Annotated in this window: 16 protein-coding genes; 5 read left to right on the forward strand and 11 right to left on the reverse strand. The window is 36.3% G+C overall.

Features of this window, described 5'->3' with window-relative positions; genetic code table 11:
• Positions 1-27: 27 nt before the first annotated feature.
• The 8 genes from bamA to rimO all read right to left on the reverse strand — a co-directional run bounded on the left by bamA (position 28) and on the right by rimO (position 9,406).
• A complete protein-coding gene (bamA, locus tag AC5YC8_RS08420; RefSeq protein ID WP_496164200.1) occupies positions 28-2,469 on the reverse strand; it encodes an outer membrane protein assembly factor BamA in 2,442 nt (813 codons plus the stop codon).
• Between the two features lie 39 nt (positions 2,470-2,508).
• Positions 2,509-3,864: an RIP metalloprotease RseP gene (gene rseP / locus AC5YC8_RS08425; protein ID WP_496118432.1), complete on the reverse strand. Its 1,356-nt coding sequence runs from the start codon at positions 3,862-3,864 to the stop codon at positions 2,509-2,511.
• 12 nt (positions 3,865-3,876) lie between these two features.
• Positions 3,877-5,067, reverse strand: coding sequence for a 1-deoxy-D-xylulose-5-phosphate reductoisomerase (ispC, locus tag AC5YC8_RS08430; protein ID WP_496164201.1), 1,191 nt, complete (start codon positions 5,065-5,067; stop codon positions 3,877-3,879).
• Positions 5,068-5,892 (reverse strand): phosphatidate cytidylyltransferase, encoded by an 825-nt coding sequence (locus AC5YC8_RS08435; RefSeq protein WP_496118428.1) that lies wholly within the window; start codon positions 5,890-5,892, stop codon positions 5,068-5,070.
• 3 nt (positions 5,893-5,895) lie between these two features.
• Positions 5,896-6,648, reverse strand: a complete 753-nt coding sequence (uppS, locus tag AC5YC8_RS08440) for a polyprenyl diphosphate synthase (RefSeq protein ID WP_496164202.1) — start codon at positions 6,646-6,648, stop codon at positions 5,896-5,898.
• 4 nt (positions 6,649-6,652) lie between these two features.
• The gene (frr, locus tag AC5YC8_RS08445; protein ID WP_496118424.1) at positions 6,653-7,207 is read right to left on the reverse strand and encodes a ribosome recycling factor; all 555 of its coding nucleotides are present in this window, start codon (positions 7,205-7,207) and stop codon (positions 6,653-6,655) included.
• Positions 7,208-7,286: 79 nt separating this feature from the next.
• Positions 7,287-8,015 carry a UMP kinase gene (pyrH, locus tag AC5YC8_RS08450; protein ID WP_496118549.1) on the reverse strand — a complete coding sequence of 243 codons (729 nt, stop codon included), beginning with the start codon at positions 8,013-8,015 and terminating at the stop codon, positions 7,287-7,289.
• Between the two features lie 47 nt (positions 8,016-8,062).
• Complete coding sequence (rimO, locus tag AC5YC8_RS08455) at positions 8,063-9,406, reverse strand: 30S ribosomal protein S12 methylthiotransferase RimO (protein WP_496118422.1); 1,344 nt, start codon at positions 9,404-9,406, stop codon at positions 8,063-8,065.
• A gap of 348 nt (positions 9,407-9,754) precedes the next feature.
• Between rimO and glnL the strand changes: the two genes are divergently transcribed.
• Both glnL and glnG read left to right on the forward strand, forming a co-directional pair.
• Positions 9,755-10,864, forward strand: coding sequence for a nitrogen regulation protein NR(II) (gene glnL, locus AC5YC8_RS08460; RefSeq protein WP_496118420.1), 1,110 nt, complete (start codon positions 9,755-9,757; stop codon positions 10,862-10,864).
• Complete coding sequence (gene glnG, locus AC5YC8_RS08465; RefSeq protein WP_496118418.1) at positions 10,851-12,332, forward strand: nitrogen regulation protein NR(I); 1,482 nt, start codon at positions 10,851-10,853, stop codon at positions 12,330-12,332. Before glnL ends, glnG begins: the two co-directional genes overlap by 14 nt.
• 73 nt (positions 12,333-12,405) lie before the next feature.
• On the opposite strand, the gene AC5YC8_RS08470 is transcribed toward glnG, so the two are convergent.
• Together AC5YC8_RS08470 and AC5YC8_RS08475 are read right to left on the reverse strand one after the other, a co-directional pair.
• Entirely contained in the window at positions 12,406-12,735 is a 330-nt protein-coding gene (locus AC5YC8_RS08470) for a hypothetical protein (RefSeq protein ID WP_496118416.1), read from the reverse strand.
• A 57-nt stretch (positions 12,736-12,792) separates the two neighbouring features.
• Positions 12,793-13,401, reverse strand: a complete 609-nt coding sequence (locus AC5YC8_RS08475; RefSeq protein ID WP_496164203.1) for a carbonic anhydrase — start codon at positions 13,399-13,401, stop codon at positions 12,793-12,795.
• A 223-nt stretch (positions 13,402-13,624) separates the two neighbouring features.
• On the opposite strand from AC5YC8_RS08475, the gene AC5YC8_RS08480 reads away from it, so the two are divergent.
• Positions 13,625-14,524 (forward strand): LysR family transcriptional regulator, encoded by a 900-nt coding sequence (locus tag AC5YC8_RS08480; RefSeq protein ID WP_496164204.1) that lies wholly within the window; start codon positions 13,625-13,627, stop codon positions 14,522-14,524.
• A 72-nt stretch (positions 14,525-14,596) separates the two neighbouring features.
• On the opposite strand, the gene map is transcribed toward AC5YC8_RS08480, so the two are convergent.
• On the reverse strand, positions 14,597-15,391 hold the full coding sequence (gene map, locus AC5YC8_RS08485) for a type I methionyl aminopeptidase (protein WP_496164205.1): 795 nt from the start codon (positions 15,389-15,391) through the stop codon (positions 14,597-14,599).
• Between the two features lie 343 nt (positions 15,392-15,734).
• Here map and brnQ point away from each other — a divergent pair, with 343 nt between their 5' ends.
• Both brnQ and AC5YC8_RS08495 read left to right on the forward strand, forming a co-directional pair.
• Positions 15,735-17,027 (forward strand): branched-chain amino acid transport system II carrier protein, encoded by a 1,293-nt coding sequence (gene brnQ / locus AC5YC8_RS08490; RefSeq protein WP_496164206.1) that lies wholly within the window; start codon positions 15,735-15,737, stop codon positions 17,025-17,027.
• Positions 17,028-17,397: 370 nt separating this feature from the next.
• Positions 17,398-17,637, forward strand: a complete 240-nt coding sequence (locus tag AC5YC8_RS08495) for a hypothetical protein (protein ID WP_496118408.1) — start codon at positions 17,398-17,400, stop codon at positions 17,635-17,637.
• Positions 17,638-17,759: the final 122 nt, after the last annotated feature.

Raw genomic sequence — 17,759 nt, forward strand, 5'->3', positions numbered from 1 at the left:
AAATTGATATAATAATATTAGCCGTACTTAGAAAGTACGACCAATTTCAAATTGAATGCTCTTTGTTTCATCACCTGGCTTATCATTTAGTGGGTATGCATAGCTCAGAGATAATGGACCAATCATAGTAATCCATGTAAATCCAACACCTACGCTATAACGCATATTACCCATATCAAAGCCATTATTATCTTTACAATATTGCTTACCTTCAGCTGAGCTTGGTACATTACATTGCGTATCAAATACCTGAGCACCTTCAGCAAAAACAACTGGTCTAAATTGACGTGCCCAATCTCCCTTAAATGGAACTGGTAAGGCAAGCTCTGTACCAAATTGCACTAAAGCATTACCACCAACTTCTTCCTCATTCTTATAACTACCGCCATTTTCATAGTCAACACTCGGATATTTAGGGCCTAATGTACTATTATCATATCCGCGTACTGAGCCATAACCACCAGCATAGAAGTTTTTATAGAATGGCAAATCATTACCATAACCTAACTTACCATAACCACGGATAACAAAATCTTTACCTAATGGGAAAAAGACCTGAGCATCATAAGTTAACTTTTGGTATTCAACATCACTTCCTGGTATTGCAATTTCAGCATTAATACGATGTGAAGTACCTGATGTTGGAAATAATGGACGGTTAAGCGTATTGTAAGACCAACCCAAATTCAGGTTATAGGTTAAAAAATCACCTTTAAATTCCGTACCCGTTTCACAAACAGGTGAACCAACTGTACCTCGAGGGCAAGCATTGCCATACTTCGTTGTTTTACCACCATTTTCTAATAAATAATCACGGATATAAGTTGAAACGTAAGGACCAGTCGTTACTTCAGTCTTATCAATATTTAAACCCATGCTCACGCTTTGGTTTTCATCAATTGGATAACCAAATGTTAAACCACCACCCAAACTATCTGTAACGTAATTATTAACGTTATAGTTATCATCTAACTTTGTTTTACGGTAGTACATGTTATATCCACGACGAACACCATCGATGGTGAAGTATGGATCAGTAACACTTAAGTTGTAGTAATCTTGTGTTTGCGAACGAGATAAATCAATTGCAACACTATTACCTGTACCAAAGAAGTTCGTTTGACTTAAACCCGCTTGGTAGGTCATACCACCGCTTTGTGAGAAACCAACAGCCAATGTACTTGTACCTGAGTGTTGCTCTTCAACAGCAACATTTAAATCAATCTGGTCAGGTGCACCTGGTACACGCTCAGGTTTTACATCAACAGTTTTGAAATAACCCGTACGCTCTAAACGCACTTTAGATAAATCAATTTTCTCGTTACTTGCCAATGCGCCTTCCATTTGACGCATTTCACGACGAAGTACTTGATCATCCGTTTTAGTATTACCAGCGAAGTTAATACGACGCACTGTAACTTTCTGACCTGGATTGATATAGTAATTTAAGCCGACTTGCTTTGTTTCATTATTAATTTCAGGAACAACATTTACTTCTGCATAGTAATAACCAGCATTGCCGTATTTACGCAGTAGCAATTGCTTTACATTATTTACTTTTTCTTGCGAATAAATGTCGCCATCTTTATAAATTTGTAGCGCCTTCAATTCATCAGAAGAGAAAAGAGCATCACCTAAAAACTTAGTTTCAGCAAATTTGAATTGCTCACCTTCGTCCACAGACACTTCAACAAAAATATTTTTCTTATCTTCACTAATATTCAAATGAGAGTTATTAATATTGAAATTAATGTAACCTTTGTTTAAATATAAAGCGCGAAGTGACTCTAAACTTGCAGCCATTTTTTCACGTGCATAACGATCATTACGCGTAATAATCGAATTCCAACCGCTTTCTTTAATAGCAAATACTTGTTTAATATCATCGTCTTTAAAAACAGTATTACCAATAATATTAATATCAACGACTTTAGACGCTTTACCCTCAACAAATTCAACCGTTAAATCTACACGATTGTTTGGACGTGCTGTAGTAATAACTTTAACACTAGCTTCATAGCGACCTTGTTGCATATATTGCTGAGTTAATTCTGATTCAAGCGTTTGAATTACAGATTGTTTTAGAACCTCACCTTCAGCAACTCCCATTTTCTTTAAGCCTTCTTGCAGGGCTTCTTTAGGAATAAGCTTGTTACCCTTGAATTCAACTTTAGAAATAATTGGGCGTTCTACAACACTGTAAACCAGCACATCATTTTCATTTGATACCTTAATATCATCAAATAAACCTGATGCATATAAAGAACGAATCGTGTCTGCTAGAACAGCATCATTCACACGATCACCGCTATTTACAGGAATCAAACCATAAACACTGGCTGGCGTTAAGCGAACAAGTCCATCTATTTTTATATCTCTAACGACAAAATCATTTGCTGCATATACTTGTTGTGCTGCTGCCATCGCACTGATAAGTGCTAAAGGCATAAAAAGGTTTTTGTGATGCATGCCAGTGTTTTCCAATGTTAATTTATATCATCCACGTTTTTATAAACGCATAAAGTCGTTAAATAACGCCAAGAGCATCATGCTCCCTAGCAATACCATACCAATTTTCAAACCAACTATTTGTATTTGTTCAGAAACTGGTTTACCTCGAATTAGTTCTATAAAATAATAAACTAAATGTCCACCATCAAGCATAGGAATTGGTAATAAATTTAATATACCTAAACTTACACTCATGAGCGCCATAAATGAAATAAAAGTTTGCCACCCCATTTCAGCACTTTGCCCAGCAACTTTCGCAATAGTGATTGGACCAGATAAATTATCCAAACCAATTAAACCACGAAACATTTTAACAATTGAATTTAAAATCATCCCTGAAATTTGACCGGTCTTATCTACCGCCATGGTCATTGCTTCAAGTGGAGAATATTGAATCATTTGTTTATATTCAGCAGGTACTTTAACCTTTCCAGGATCACTTTGTACACCAAGGACACCAGAAATATTTCCCATATTATCTCGTTTACCCTGAGGCATAACTTCAAGATGAACCAGTTTATTCTGTCTTAATACATCAATTTTTAGTAACTTTTCAGGAGATGCTTGTACAACTCGTACAACATCAAACCAATCATTCATTTTAACGTGATCAATTGCAACAATTTTATCGCCTTCTTTCATACCTTGACGAATTGCAGCACCATCATCACTTAATTTAGTAATAACCGCAGCAATATGTGGTCGATATGGCGTAAAGCCTAAAGTATCTAAAGGTGATTTGCTTTGATCTTTTAAAAAGTCTTGAATAGGTAACTTGAAATTCTGTGCTTGTCCAGCTCTATCGGCATCAACACTAATAACACCTGTTTCACCCGCGCGGTCCACAAGTGCAAAATTCAACTTTTCCCATGATGTAACATCTGTCCCATCAATCGCTGTAATTTTATCGCCCACTTGCATTTTAACAGTTGCCGCAGGAGAATTTGGAGCAATGCTTCCTACTCGAGTATTCAACTGTTCTTGTGAGGGTAAGAATAAAATCCAAAATAAAAACACAGCAAAAGCTAAATTAATTAATGGTCCTGCAGCAACAATCGCTATGCGCTTCCAAGGATGCTGTCGATTAAATGCTTTGGGTAAATCTTCTTCTGCAACATTACCTTCTCGCTCGTCTAACATTTTGACGTAGCCACCCAAAGGTAATGCCGACAACTGATACTGAATACCTGATTTTTTTGAAGTCCATTTTAAAAGCGTTGGACCAAAACCAATTGAATAAACAAGAACCTTAACACCTAATTTTCGTGCTACAAAATAATGACCAAATTCATGAATCGCAATTAAAGGACCAAGTAATAAAATAGCAGCGACGATTATAAAAATAGCACTCATCTTATTCTTCCTTTAATAACCAACCACAAACTTTTCAGCAACTATACGAGCTTGTTGATCAATTTGTAAAATTGTTTCAATTGAATCCGCAGATCCATTTGCAATATTGTCCAATGTTTTTTCAACGATTTTAGGTATTTCCGTAAATTTTATTTTACTTTCCAAAAATGCAGCAACCGCAATTTCATTTGCTGCATTTAAAATAGCTGGTGCTAGACCACCCACTTTCATCGCTTGTCTTGCTAAATTTAGTGCAGGAAAACGCAAGGTGTCAGGCTCTTGAAAATTCAACTGATTATTAACAAATAAGTTAAGCGGTGGCACATGTGTCTGAATACGCTCAGGCCATGCTAAAGCATGAGCAATAGGCGTACACATATCAGGATTACCCATTTGCGCCAAAGTTGAACCATCCACATATTGAACTAATGAATGAATAATACTTTGTGGATGAATGACAACTGTAACAAATTGTTCTTCAATCGCAAACAGATGACAAGCTTCAATTAGCTCTAAGCCTTTATTCATTAAAGTTGCAGAGTCAACAGATATTTTTTGACCCATAGACCAATTAGGGTGCTTACAGGCCTGTGCAGGCGTAACAGATGCCAACTGTTCTAGAGTGTGATTTAAAAAAGGACCACCCGAAGCTGTAAGGAGTATTTGAGAAACACCCTGCTTTGGTTTCCCATTACGCTCAGTTTGTAGGTAATTTTGCGGTAGGCTTTGAAAAATTGCGTTATGTTCTGAATCTACAGGTAAAAGCAAAGCATTAGATTCACGTGCTGTTTGCATCATGATATCGCCAGACATCACCAAAGCTTCTTTATTTGCAAGTAATACTCGCTTACCCGCCTTTACAGCAGCCAAAGTTGGCATTAAACCAGCAGCACCTACAATTGCAGCCATAACCACATCCACAGATGGATGCTCTGCAACAGCAATTAAACCTGCTTCATCAGATAAAATTTCAATATCAGATAAATTTTCAGCTTTTAATTTTTCTCTTAATTCATCTACTTTTTGCGTAGGAACTACAGCAATTTTAGGATGAAACTGTTTACATATTTCTACAAGCTCATTAATTCGACTATATGCAGTCACTGCAAAAACAGAATATTGATCTGGATGTTGTTGCAGTATTTTTAAAGTACTTTGACCAATTGAACCTGTAACACCTAATATACAAACAGTTTGAGACATTTATAAATCTACGCCAATAAGTTTTAAAACATACATACCTGCTGCGAACACAGGAGCTGCTGCAAGCAAAGAATCAATTCGATCTAATACACCACCATGACCTGGTAAAATACGACCTGAATCTTTAATACCAGCACGACGTTTAATCATAGATTCTAATAAATCTCCCAATACCGAACTAAAAACAGTAAGGACTGAAAGAATTAAAAATAAAATATGTTGTGCAATCGTTAAATCAAGGTAAATTGCTTCAACAACCACAATAATAGCCATTGAAACAAATACACCACCCAATAATCCTTCAATAGATTTATTTGGACTTACATGTGGTGCAAGTTTACGCTTTCCTAATTTACGCCCAACAAAATACGCTCCACTATCGGCACCCCATACCAATAAGAATAGGTACATAAGCCACCAAGGTGAACTATCCCATACAGAGAAAATTGCGGTGATTGCAGCAGAAATTAATACAAAACCAATCAGTTTAAGGCTTGCATTGTACCAACCATCATATTCAGGATAAGACTTCACCCAATGAATACTTAGTACCCAAATAAAAATTGATGCTATCCATAGCAACAGTGCAATTTCACTGTAATAGAGAGCAAGAGTAGATAGTGCAGCAGTAACAATACCAAAGCCCCAAGCTATTGGCTTAATTACATTTGTAGAGCTTCTTGGCATAAGCTTAAACCACTCATACCCTGCAACCCCAGCAGCAACAATCATTAGCACAAGCATTGGGTAATGTGATTGCGTTGCAAACATACAACTTAAAACCACAGCAACCAAAACCAATGCGGTAATAATCCGCTCTAACATGTATTAATTCTCGAAATTTTTTTGTTGAACTTGCTCTGATGTTTTACCAAAACGACGTTCACGACTTACAAACTCTGCTATCGCAACATCGAATTCTTCAACAGTAAATTCAGGCCATAATGTTTTTGTGAAATATAATTCAGCATACGCTGCTTGCCACAATAAGAAATTAGATAAACGATAATCACCACCTGTTCGAATGAGTAAATCCACCGCAGGCAAATCACTTAAACTTACATACTGACCAAAAAGATCTGTATCGATGTCATTTATTTTTAATTTTTCATTTTGAACATCAAGGGCTATTTGCTTTGCCGCTTGCGCCATATCCCACATACCACCATAACTAATTGCAATAGTTAAAGTCATACTGTCGAACTTAGCAGTCCTTTCTTCAGCTTGCAACATAAGGTCGCGTAATTTAGGAGATAAAGGAGACCTATCCCCAATAAAACGCAAGGAAATATTAAATTCTTCCATACGTGGAATCTGCTCAAGAATTGTATCTTCCAACAATTGCATGAGTAAATCCACCTCAAATTGAGGGCGATTCCAATTTTCACTTGAAAAAGCAAAAACCGTCAGTGCCTGAATATTTCTTTTACGGCAGTGCTCTACAATTGGATCTAGGACATTTTTACCTTCACGGTGTCCACCACCTGTATCCAATTGATTTTTTTTAGCAAAACGATTGTTGCCGTCCATAATAACGGCAACATGTTTCGGAAGATATAAACAGTCTTCAACTTGGGTCATTTAATCAGACCTTCATTAATTCTGCTTCTTTCGCAGCTAAGCGTGAATCTACTTCTGCTACGAATTTATCTGTCATTTTTTGAACATCATCACCTGCACGGCGTTCATCATCTTCAGAAATTTCTTTTTCTTTCAACAATGCTTTCACATCGCCCAAAATATCACGACGGATGTTACGAAGTGCAACTTTTGCATTTTCAGCTTCTGAACGTGCAACTTTTTGCATGTCTTTACGTGTTTCTTCAGTCAATGCTGGAAGTGGTACACGAATCGCATCAGCAGTAATTGGGTTTAAGCCCAAATCTGATTCACGAATGGCTTTATCAATTGCAGAAACCATTGTGCGTTCAAATGGTTGAACTAACAATGTACGTGAATCTTCAACACCCACGTTTGCTACTTGGTTCAAAGGTACGTCTGAACCATAATACGGTACCATTACACCATTTAGAATTGATGGATGCGCGCGACCTGTACGTACTTTAGCAAAACCTTGATCTAAAGACTCGAGAGTCTTATGCATGCGTTGTTCGCCGTCTTTTTTAAGATCGTTAATCATATGATCTTCCTTACTAAATTCTTAAAAGATGTAATTTCAAAATAGCTTGTAGTATAAAGAGCTTTCAGGCTCACGTACATTAATTCGTAACGTGAGTACCCTCTTTTTCGCCCATTACAACTGAAAGTAGAGAACCTGATTTATTCATGTCAAATACTTGAAGTGGTACATGGTGATCACGACATAAACAAATTGCCGTTAAATCCATCACACCTAATTTCTCATCTAACACTTGGTCAAATGTTAAAGTATCGTATTTAACAGCATCATCAAATTTACTTGGATCTTTGTTGTATACGCCATCAACTTTAGTTGCTTTCAAGATTAAGTTTGCTTCAATCTCGATACCACGTAAGCATGCTGCTGTATCTGTTGTGAAGAATGGATTACCCGTACCTGCAACAAATACACATACTTCGCCTTGTGTTAAATGACGAATTGCATCACGGCTTGAGTATTGTTCAACAACCGCACCAATTGGTAATGCAGACATTAAACGTGTTTTGATATTACGGCGCACTAACGCATCACGCAATGCCAAACCATTCATAACAGTTGCAAGCATACCCATTTGGTCACCTGTTACACGACCAACTAAGCCGTCTTTTTGTAACTGGCTACCGCGATATAAATTACCACCACCAACAACAATACCGACTTGAACACCTAAACCCACTAAGTGAGCAATAGATAACGACATTTGATCGAGTACTTGTGCATCGATACCCATATCTTTATTACCAGCAAGTGCTTCACCTGATAGCTTCAATAAGATACGTGCATAACGTGGTTTTTTTGAATCCAACATCATAAAAAGCTCCGATTCTTTACAAACTATTTTTATATTTAACTTTATTAGGCAGATTTGATGCGAATTAACTTAGCAAACAAGTCATACTCATCTGCATCAGTAATTTCAACTTCAAGTAAATCACCCGCTTTGATTTGTGTCTTGTCGATATCTTCAACAAAAACATTACCATCAATTTCTGGTGCATCTGCATAAGAACGTGCTACAGCAACTGGAAACTCTTCTTCCAAATCATCTACAAGCACAGTCATAATTTGACCGATACGTTTTTGAAGTTTAGCGGCTGAAATTTCTTGCTGAACTTGCATGAAACGCTCATAACGCTCTTGTTTGATTTCTTCAGGCACATGATCAGGCAAGTCATTTGCCGTTGCACCTTCTACAGGTGAATACGTAAAGCAACCAACACGATCTAACTGTGCTTCTTTCAACCAATCCAATAACATTTGGAAATCTTCTTCAGTTTCACCTGGGAAGCCAACAACAAATGTTGAACGAATAACAAGATCAGGACATTTTTCACGCCAAACTTTTAAACGATCTAAAGTATTTTCACTATGAGCAGGTCGCTTCATAAGTTTTAATACTTTTGGACTTGCGTGCTGGAAAGGAATATCCAAGTAAGGCAAAATTTTACCTTGTGCCATTAGATCAATAACAGCATCTACATGCGGATATGGGTATACATAATGTAAACGAACCCAAATACCTAACTGACCTAAAGCTTCACACATGTCGAAGAATTTAGTCTTAACAGGCTGACCATTCCAAAAATCGAGTTTGTACTTGGTATCTAAACCATAAGCAGAAGTATCTTGGGAGATAACTAATACTTCTTTTACACCCGCATTTTTTAATGCTTGTGCTTCGCTTAATACAGAACCAACAGGACGAGAAACCAAATCACCACGCATACTTGGGATAATACAGAATGTACAACGATGGTTGCAGCCTTCTGAAATCTTCAAATAAGCATAATGTTTAGGCGTAAGGCGAATGCCTTGCTCTGGAACTAAGTCGATAAATGGATTATGTTTTGGTGGCTCAGGCACATATTCGTGCACAGCTTCCATCACTTCTTGATATGCCGCCGCACCTGTAACTTTTAATACATTTGGATGCATTTGGCGAATTTTGTCTTCGTCTTTACCCAAACAGCCTGTCACAATAACACGACCATTTGCACTCATGGCTTCGCCAATTGCGTCTAAAGACTCTTGCACTGCAGATTCAATAAAACCACAGGTATTTACAACAACTAAATCCGCACCGTCATAATCTGACGCTACATCATAACCTTCAGTCTTTAACTGAGTTAAAATTCGTTCGGAATCTACCAATGCCTTAGGACAACCTAAAGAAACAAAACCGACTTTGGGGGATTTCATGAATCTGCGCTCCACTAGAATGCGCATATTGTATGTCTTTTCTGAAGATAAAAATAGTTATAAAGCCCACTCTTTACATGTCGCACCAAAATACAGCCATAAAAATAAACACATATTCACACACGCACCATTATTGTGCATAAGCTATTTACATTATTCAGCCTATCCGCTATACCTTTTTAAATAAGAACAATTTCAGGGCGGTTTTATGTTTTTAGCAACAATTTATGCCCAATTTAGACAAGTTGGCGCAGATGTTGCAGTAATTTGGCTCAATTAATGTTCTTCATTCAAAATTATTGCTTTACGAAGATGCTTAAGCATTATTCAAACAGGACTTTATAACAAATGGATCAAGACTCAACTATCGACTATCGTTTGTTGGTAGATAACTTGGCAACAGCCATTCTACTTGTCGACAGTAATCTTAATATTTTTTATCTCAACTCATCTTGCGAAGCTTTGTTTGATATTAGTTTATTACGCGCTGAAGGTCAGCCTGTTCTTAATTTACTTCATGTTCCAAGCGATGAATTTAACACCAAAGAAGCCTTAAATAATTCTATTCGTACAGGGCAACCCTACACACGTCGTGAAGCAACCATTAATGTGAACTTCAAAGACATTCACGTTGATTACTCTGTCTCATTACTTAATTATGCTAAAACTTATCATCCTTTGCTTTTAATTGAACTAAATCCAATTGATCGAATGTTGAAAATTTCAAAAGAAGAAAATTTAATTCAACAACACCAAGTGGCTCGCCAGTTAATACGTGGCGTTGCACATGAAATCAAAAACCCACTAGCAGGAATTCGCGGCGCGACACAATTATTAGCACGTAGTTTAAACGATCCTCAATATGCAGAATTTACCGACATTATTATTAGTGAAGTAGATCGTTTACGTACACTTGCAGATACCATGCTTGGTTCACGCCAACTTCCAAGTTATGAACCAACAAATATACATGAGCCATTAGAGCGTGTTCGCTCACTCATTGCCAATCAAACCAAAAAGAAAATTAAAATTACACGTGATTATGATCTATCACTTCCCTATGTACTTGCAGATCGAGATCAACTCATTCAAGTCATGCTAAACATAGGTGCAAATGCTGTCCAAGCCATAACAGAAAATAAAGAATTCTTTATAGAACACCAACCCGAACTTATTCTTAGAACTAGAATTCAACGCCTGGTAACCATTAACAGTGTATTGCACCGTTCTGCCGTACGTATAGATATTGAAGATAATGGACCCGGTGTCCCTGAAGAAATTGTGGAATCCGTTTTTTATCCACTTGTAACAGGTCGTGCTAAAGGCACTGGGCTTGGTTTAAGTATTGCACAAAATATTATGCATCAACATAACGGAATGATTGAATGCCAATCAGTTCCTGGAAAAACAATCTTTAGCTTATATTTACCTTGGGAGTCGAATCATGTCGCGAAATAAAATATGGGTAATTGATGACGATCGCGCCATGCGCTGGGTACTAGAAAAAACATTTAGAGAAGAAGGTTTCGATGTTACAAGTTTTGAAGAAGCACAATCTGCTTTAGATCAACTTACATTAGAAGCACCCGATGTAATTTTAACTGACATTCGTATGCCGGGTATCGATGGTCTTACTTTCTTAGGAAAAGTTAAAGCTAACTTCCCCGACCTTCCTGTCATTATTATGACGGCGCATTCAGATTTAGAATCTGCAGTTTCAAGTTATCAAACAGGTGCTTTTGAGTATTTACCAAAACCATTTGATATTGACGAAGCTCTAGCTTTAGTGAATCGTGCAATTTTACACATTACCAAATTACAGCAACAAGAATCTGCAAAAACAACATTGCCTATTCAGTCAACTGAAATTATTGGTGAATCACCTGCTATGCAGGAAGTATTCCGTGCAATTGGTCGTTTATCACAATCACATATTACCGTTTTAATTAATGGCGAATCTGGTACTGGTAAAGAACTTGTTGCACATGCACTTCACCGTCACTCTCCACGTAGTAGCAAACCTTTTATTGCGCTCAACATGGCTGCCATTCCAAAAGATCTGATTGAAACGGAATTATTTGGACATGAAAAAGGTGCATTTACAGGGGCGAATACACAACGTCAAGGACGCTTTGAACAAGCCAATGGCGGCACGCTATTTTTAGATGAAATTGGCGATATGCCATTTGAAACACAAACACGTCTATTACGTGTTTTAGCAGATGGTGAGTTCTACCGCGTTGGCGGACACATTCCTGTAAAAGTTGATGTCCGTATTGTTGCAGCAACACATCAAGACTTAGAAAAATTAGTGCATGATGGACGTTTCCGTGAAGACTTATATCACCGCTTAAACGTTATTCGAATTCATATTCCAAAACTTGCACATCGCAGTGAAGATATCCCTATGCTCGCACAGCACTTCCTTGCACGTGCAGGCAAAGAACTTGGTGTAAGCCCAAAAATCTTACGTCAAGAAACACAAGAATACATTCAAAAACTGCCTTGGCCGGGTAACGTGCGACAGCTTGAAAACACATGTCGTTGGTTAACCGTCATGATTACAGGTCGAGAGGTTTATCCTGAAGATTTACCTTCCGAGCTCAAACAAATTCCATTGAACAAAATGCCTGAAGGTGAAATTCCACCAAATATTGAGCGCATTACTATTCATCACTGGGATGAGTTATTGGGTCAGTGGGCAGGTCAAAAGCTTCAAAATGGTGAAATGAAAATTTTAGACATTGCCATTCCTATGTTTGAACGCTCACTCATTAATGCAGCACTGCAACAAACACGTGGTCGTAAGCGCCATGCTGCCGAATTACTTGGCTGGGGGCGCAATACTCTTACTCGAAAATTAAAAGAACTTGGTATGGACACCACAGATGATGATGTTGAGGAGGAAGTCGAAACATCGAATTAACATCATCTCCGATAAATAAAAAAGCTCCTTAATGGAGCTTTTTTATTTATTTAAAATTTTAATTAGTAGTCCATTAAGCTTGAACAAAGCCCACATATCTAGAAAGATTTTGAGCACCTAAATCACTTTGATAAATCATATAATTTGGATAGTTTGTTTCCGTTAATTCTTTAAACATATTAAGCTGATCATCATGTGCATGAATTTCATCTACACTACGTGACATACTTTGCTCAAATTCATCTGAAATATATTCAAAACCTAAATCCATCGCAATAAACAAAACATGTTCACATGGCTGAACATATTGCTCTTCAGACCAGTCAATCACAGCATGCTGGCAATGAGGACATGTAATATTATCTGTTGCATTTATATTAGTTTGAATAAGTTGATAAGCCATTTGAGTCACAGCAAAAAATTTGAATGTGCAATAGTATAAAAGAATCTATAACAAAACTTAATTAAAGAATTCAACCACTGCCGTATCCATACTAAACATAGCTGCAACAATTTTTAATTGCATACACTCAACACGATTTTTAAGAAAACTCGAGTTTTCACATAATCCATTCACAATATTCAAAGCATTTTCTTTAATAGCTAACTTCGCAATTTCACATAATGCTGCTGTTTTATTATTTTCATAAACACTCATAACCGTAGGTTTAATATCATCTACAATATGCTGTAAATTTTCTGGCAATACATGATCTAAATCATGTAAGGCATTAATCGTTGAGGTAATTGCCCCACAATCACTATGCCCCAACACAACAACAAGCGGAATTTCGTATTGCTTTATAGCATACTCAATACTCCCAATTTGAGATGATTTTGCAATATTTCCAGCAACTCGAATCACAAATACATCACCAAAACCTTGTGAAAATATTTGCTCTGGCAATACCCTAGAATCCGAACAGCTTAATATCACAACTTGTGGAGATTGGTCAGATTTCATAATTTGTTGTGCATTTTCAAAGCAGTGAGTAGCTATTTCCCCTGAACAAAATTTACGATTACCCTCTACCAAAATATTTAAAGCTTGCTCTGCCGTGTAACGCATAATGAGAACTACAAAATAAAATCACCGCATATTAGAGATAAGTAAATTAAGCAACAAATAAATCCTGCTAAAACACACTATTTTAAAACATAAGTGCATCGCTTTCTTATATTTTAGCCATTAAAAAAAATTGTAATTACTTTAAAAATTTACCAATTAAAAATTGACTTTATAGAACAATAAAAATTTAATAGTCTTATTGTTGCATAAAGAGAATATTAAAATGCTCACGGATTTAGATGATTTTTTTTGCTTTTCTGTCGTTGTAGAACATGGTGGATTTAGCGCCGCCGAACGTGCAACCGACATTCCAAAATCAAAATTAAGTCGTCGTGTTTACAATCTTGAAGAGCGATTAGGTGTTCGTCTTATTCAACGTAGTTCTCGCCATTTCGCAGTAACCGATATTGGAATGAATATCTATCGTCACACACAAGTCATGCTAAATGCAGCTCAAGCTGCACATGACCTTGTAGATCATTTAAGTGCCGAACCTAGAGGCGTCATTAAAATAAGTGTGCCCGTTACCATCGCACAAAATGAAATGGCAAAAATACTTCCCCATTTTATTAAAAAGTATCCTGAAATCAAACTACAAATGATGGTGACCAACCGTAGAGTTGACATCATAAATGAAGGTTTTGATATTGCTTTACGTGTTCGCTCGAGTTTAGATGATGACCCTAGTTTAGTATTACGTCGCTTCGCCACCATTGAGCAACATCTATTTGCAACTCAAGCCTACTTAAATCAGCATGGTGAGCTAAAAAAACCTGAAGACTTAGCGGAACATCAAATTTTAAGCATGGCAGATGAACATTTAGATCAATTTATTACTGTTCACAATAGTAAAAATGAACAGAAAAAAATTAAGGTCAACCCAACCATTATGGGTTCGGACTTACTCATGCTAGCCCAACTGACTAGCCAAAATTGTGGTGTAGCATTATTACCAGATAGTATTGCAAGCGATTACATACAAAGCGGAAAACTAGTACGTGTCTTACCAGACTGGAAAGCCCAACATGGTATTTTTCATGCAGTATATCCATCTAAACGTGGTTTACTTCCTGCTGTTCGTGTATTTATTGATTATCTTGTTGAGCAGCTTAGTAAGCACTAAATTAATGTCACCCATGAAACAAAAAAAAGCCCATCCTTGATGGGCTTTTTAAATAAAAAGCTAAATTATTTTTTAAATTTCAAGATAAGAACCTACACCTTCAGGCCATGGTGTTAATAATTCAAAACCTGTATCGGTTACAACAACCATATGCTCCCATTGCGCCGACAATGAGCGATCTTTAGTTACTACAGTCCAACCATCTTTAAGCTCTTTAACACCAGATTTACCTGCGTTAATCATCGGCTCGATAGTAAACACCATTCCTTTTTTAAGAATCATGCCCTGACCAGCTTGACCATAGTGTAAAACGCTCGGTTGCTCATGATAAGTAGTACCAATACCATGACCACAATATTCACGTACAACAGTATAACCATCTCTATGTGCAACAGATTGAATAGCAAAACCAATATCACCTAATGTTGCACCTGGCTTAACAGCATGAATACCAGCAACCATTGCCTCATAAGTCGTATCACATAGTTTTTTTGCAGCAGGAGAAACGCTACCAACATAATACATACGGCTTGTATCGCCAAAGTAACCATCTTTAATAATTGCGACATCAATATTAATAATATCGCCATCTTGCAGAACTATTTTTACAGATGGAATACCATGACACACGACTTCATTTACAGAAATACACGTAGTTTTTGTATATCCATAATAACCAACATTGGCTGGAATAACTTTTAGTGTATTTATAATATAATCGTTACAAATATCATCTAAATATTCAGTCGTGACACCCGGTTTTACATATTCCCCTATCATCGCTAAAACTTGTGCAGCAAGTCGCCCCGAAATACGCAACTTTTCTATATCTTGCTCAGTTTTAATTTTAACAGCGGAAGCTCGCATTTCTTTATGTCCAAAATTAAGTGAATACTTATTATAAACCTTTTAAATACGTATGTGAGATACACCCTCAAATTATCAAATACATCTGATGATTGGTTTTTAAACACTTAACCTTTTTTTACAAAATATATTTCAATTCATTTTTATAAGAAAATATCGAAACAATATTTAATTTTATTTAATTAACAATTTAAAATCATACAGATAATTTAAACATCATTTTATTAATAGTTTTATTTTATATTTCGCACACTAAAAGCCCTCATTTTTCAATATATTTTGATTAGAAAATAAGAGTTTATTCCTCTAAAATCGCCCTTTTTGTTATTAACCGATCTCCTTCATGACGAATTTACGTACACGGGATATTATTGCCTTAGGTTTCATGACCTTTGCACTATTTATCGGTGCAGGCAACATTATTTTCCCACCTATCGTGGCACAACAAGCTGGTGAACACGTTTGGTTATCAGCTTTTGGTTTCTTAATCACAGCAGTTGGCTTACCTGTTATCACAATTATTGCTCTTTCACGTGTTGAAGGTTCAATTGAAAAATTAAGTTCTCCTTTAGGTAAAGTAGCAAGCTTAATTTTAACAATTTCATGTTATTTAGCTGTTGGTCCGCTTTTTGCAACGCCGCGTACAGCGACAGTTTCTTATGAAATTGGCTTCTCTTCTTATTTTGGTACTTCTGCATCAAGCTTGCTTATTTATAGTGCAATTTATTTTTCACTTGTAACACTTGTTTCTTTATACCCAAACAAAATCTTAGATACTATTGGTTATTTTTTATCTCCATTAAAAATTCTTTCTTTAGTTATTCTAGGTGTTGCTGCATTTTTAATTCCAGCAGGAACTATTCCACCTGCAATTGGTAATTATATAGAAAGCCCAGTTTCAGAAGGTTTTGTAAATGGTTATTTAACCATGGATACTCTTGGTGCTTTAGTTTTTGGTATTGTGATTATTAATGCAATTCGCTCACGTGGCGTAACAGATGCAAAACTCACAACCAAATATGCTGTTATCGCAAGTATTATTTCAGGTATTGGCTTAACCCTTGTTTATCTCAGCTTATTCAAACTTGGTTTAGGGAGTCATGATGTAGCAGCAAATGCAACAAATGGTGCGGTTATCCTACACGCATATGTTCAACACGCATTTGGTGACTTCGGCTCTATTTTCTTAAGTGCGATGATCTTTATTGCATGTATGGTTACAGCAATTGGCTTAACATGTGCATGTTCAGAATATTTCTCTCAAATCACTAAGATCTCTTATAAAACTTGGGTGTTCATTTTAGTTGGTTTCTCATTCGTTATTTCCAACTTAGGTTTGACAAAGCTTATTGCTTTCTCGGTACCAGTTTTAAGTGCAATTTACCCTCCTGCTATTGTCGTTATTCTTTTAGGTTTCTGCTGGAAGTTCTTTAATAACCCATCACGCGTAATTACACCTGTAACAGCAATTGCTTTGTTATTTGGTATAGCGGACGGCTTAAAAGTTGCGGGCTTTGAACAATTCTTACCTGATGCCTTAACTCGCCTACCTTTAAGTGCACAAAATTTAGCATGGTTAATACCATCTCTATATGTACTCGTTATTTGCATTGTGATCGATAAAGTTAAAAAATAATCAACATTAACTTTTCTAAGAAATAGAATTTTACCCAAATACTATTTTTCATATAGCCAATAACTGCCTCGTTTTATCCAAACAGGCAATTATTGCTTATAGATCACAATCCAAAACCTTTTTTAATATAAAAATTTAGACTTTAATCTAATAAATTTGGCACGTATCCTGCTTTTAAGTTATAAATGATTTCTTAACTCTGTATTCACATTAGGTAAACACTTATACGTCTTTACCCAAACAGATAAGTATCATTTACTCAGTAAATAGCAGTATCACCTATTGAAATACCAGCAAAAAAGTGATATAGTTGTCAATCAAAACCCGATAAAAATACTATGAATTAACAACACCCTAAGGAGGCCTGAAAATGTTTTCTCCATTTTTAAATAAAGCAGTCTTCATTAATATGCTTAAAACGAAACACATGGTGACTTATTTAAGCACCACGTTTGCTCTTATGATGATTTTAGCGCTACATGGAATGATTCAAGGAAACTTAAAACCTGAGTTCTTCGTCTATGCCTTTGTCGTATCACTCGCTTTTGCCATGTGGAATCTTGCAGACCACAAATGTCGAAAAACACTCAAAAGCCAAACTTCTGATTAAAAGGTGGATGCTAAGCATCCATCTTTAAAAGTAAAAAAACATTCACAACTATTATAAAAATTATATTTTCTATTTTTAAAATTTCAACTTAATCAAATAACTGACCTCCTAAGTCAAAAAAA

Source organism: Acinetobacter sp. FY731, assembly GCF_059515905.1.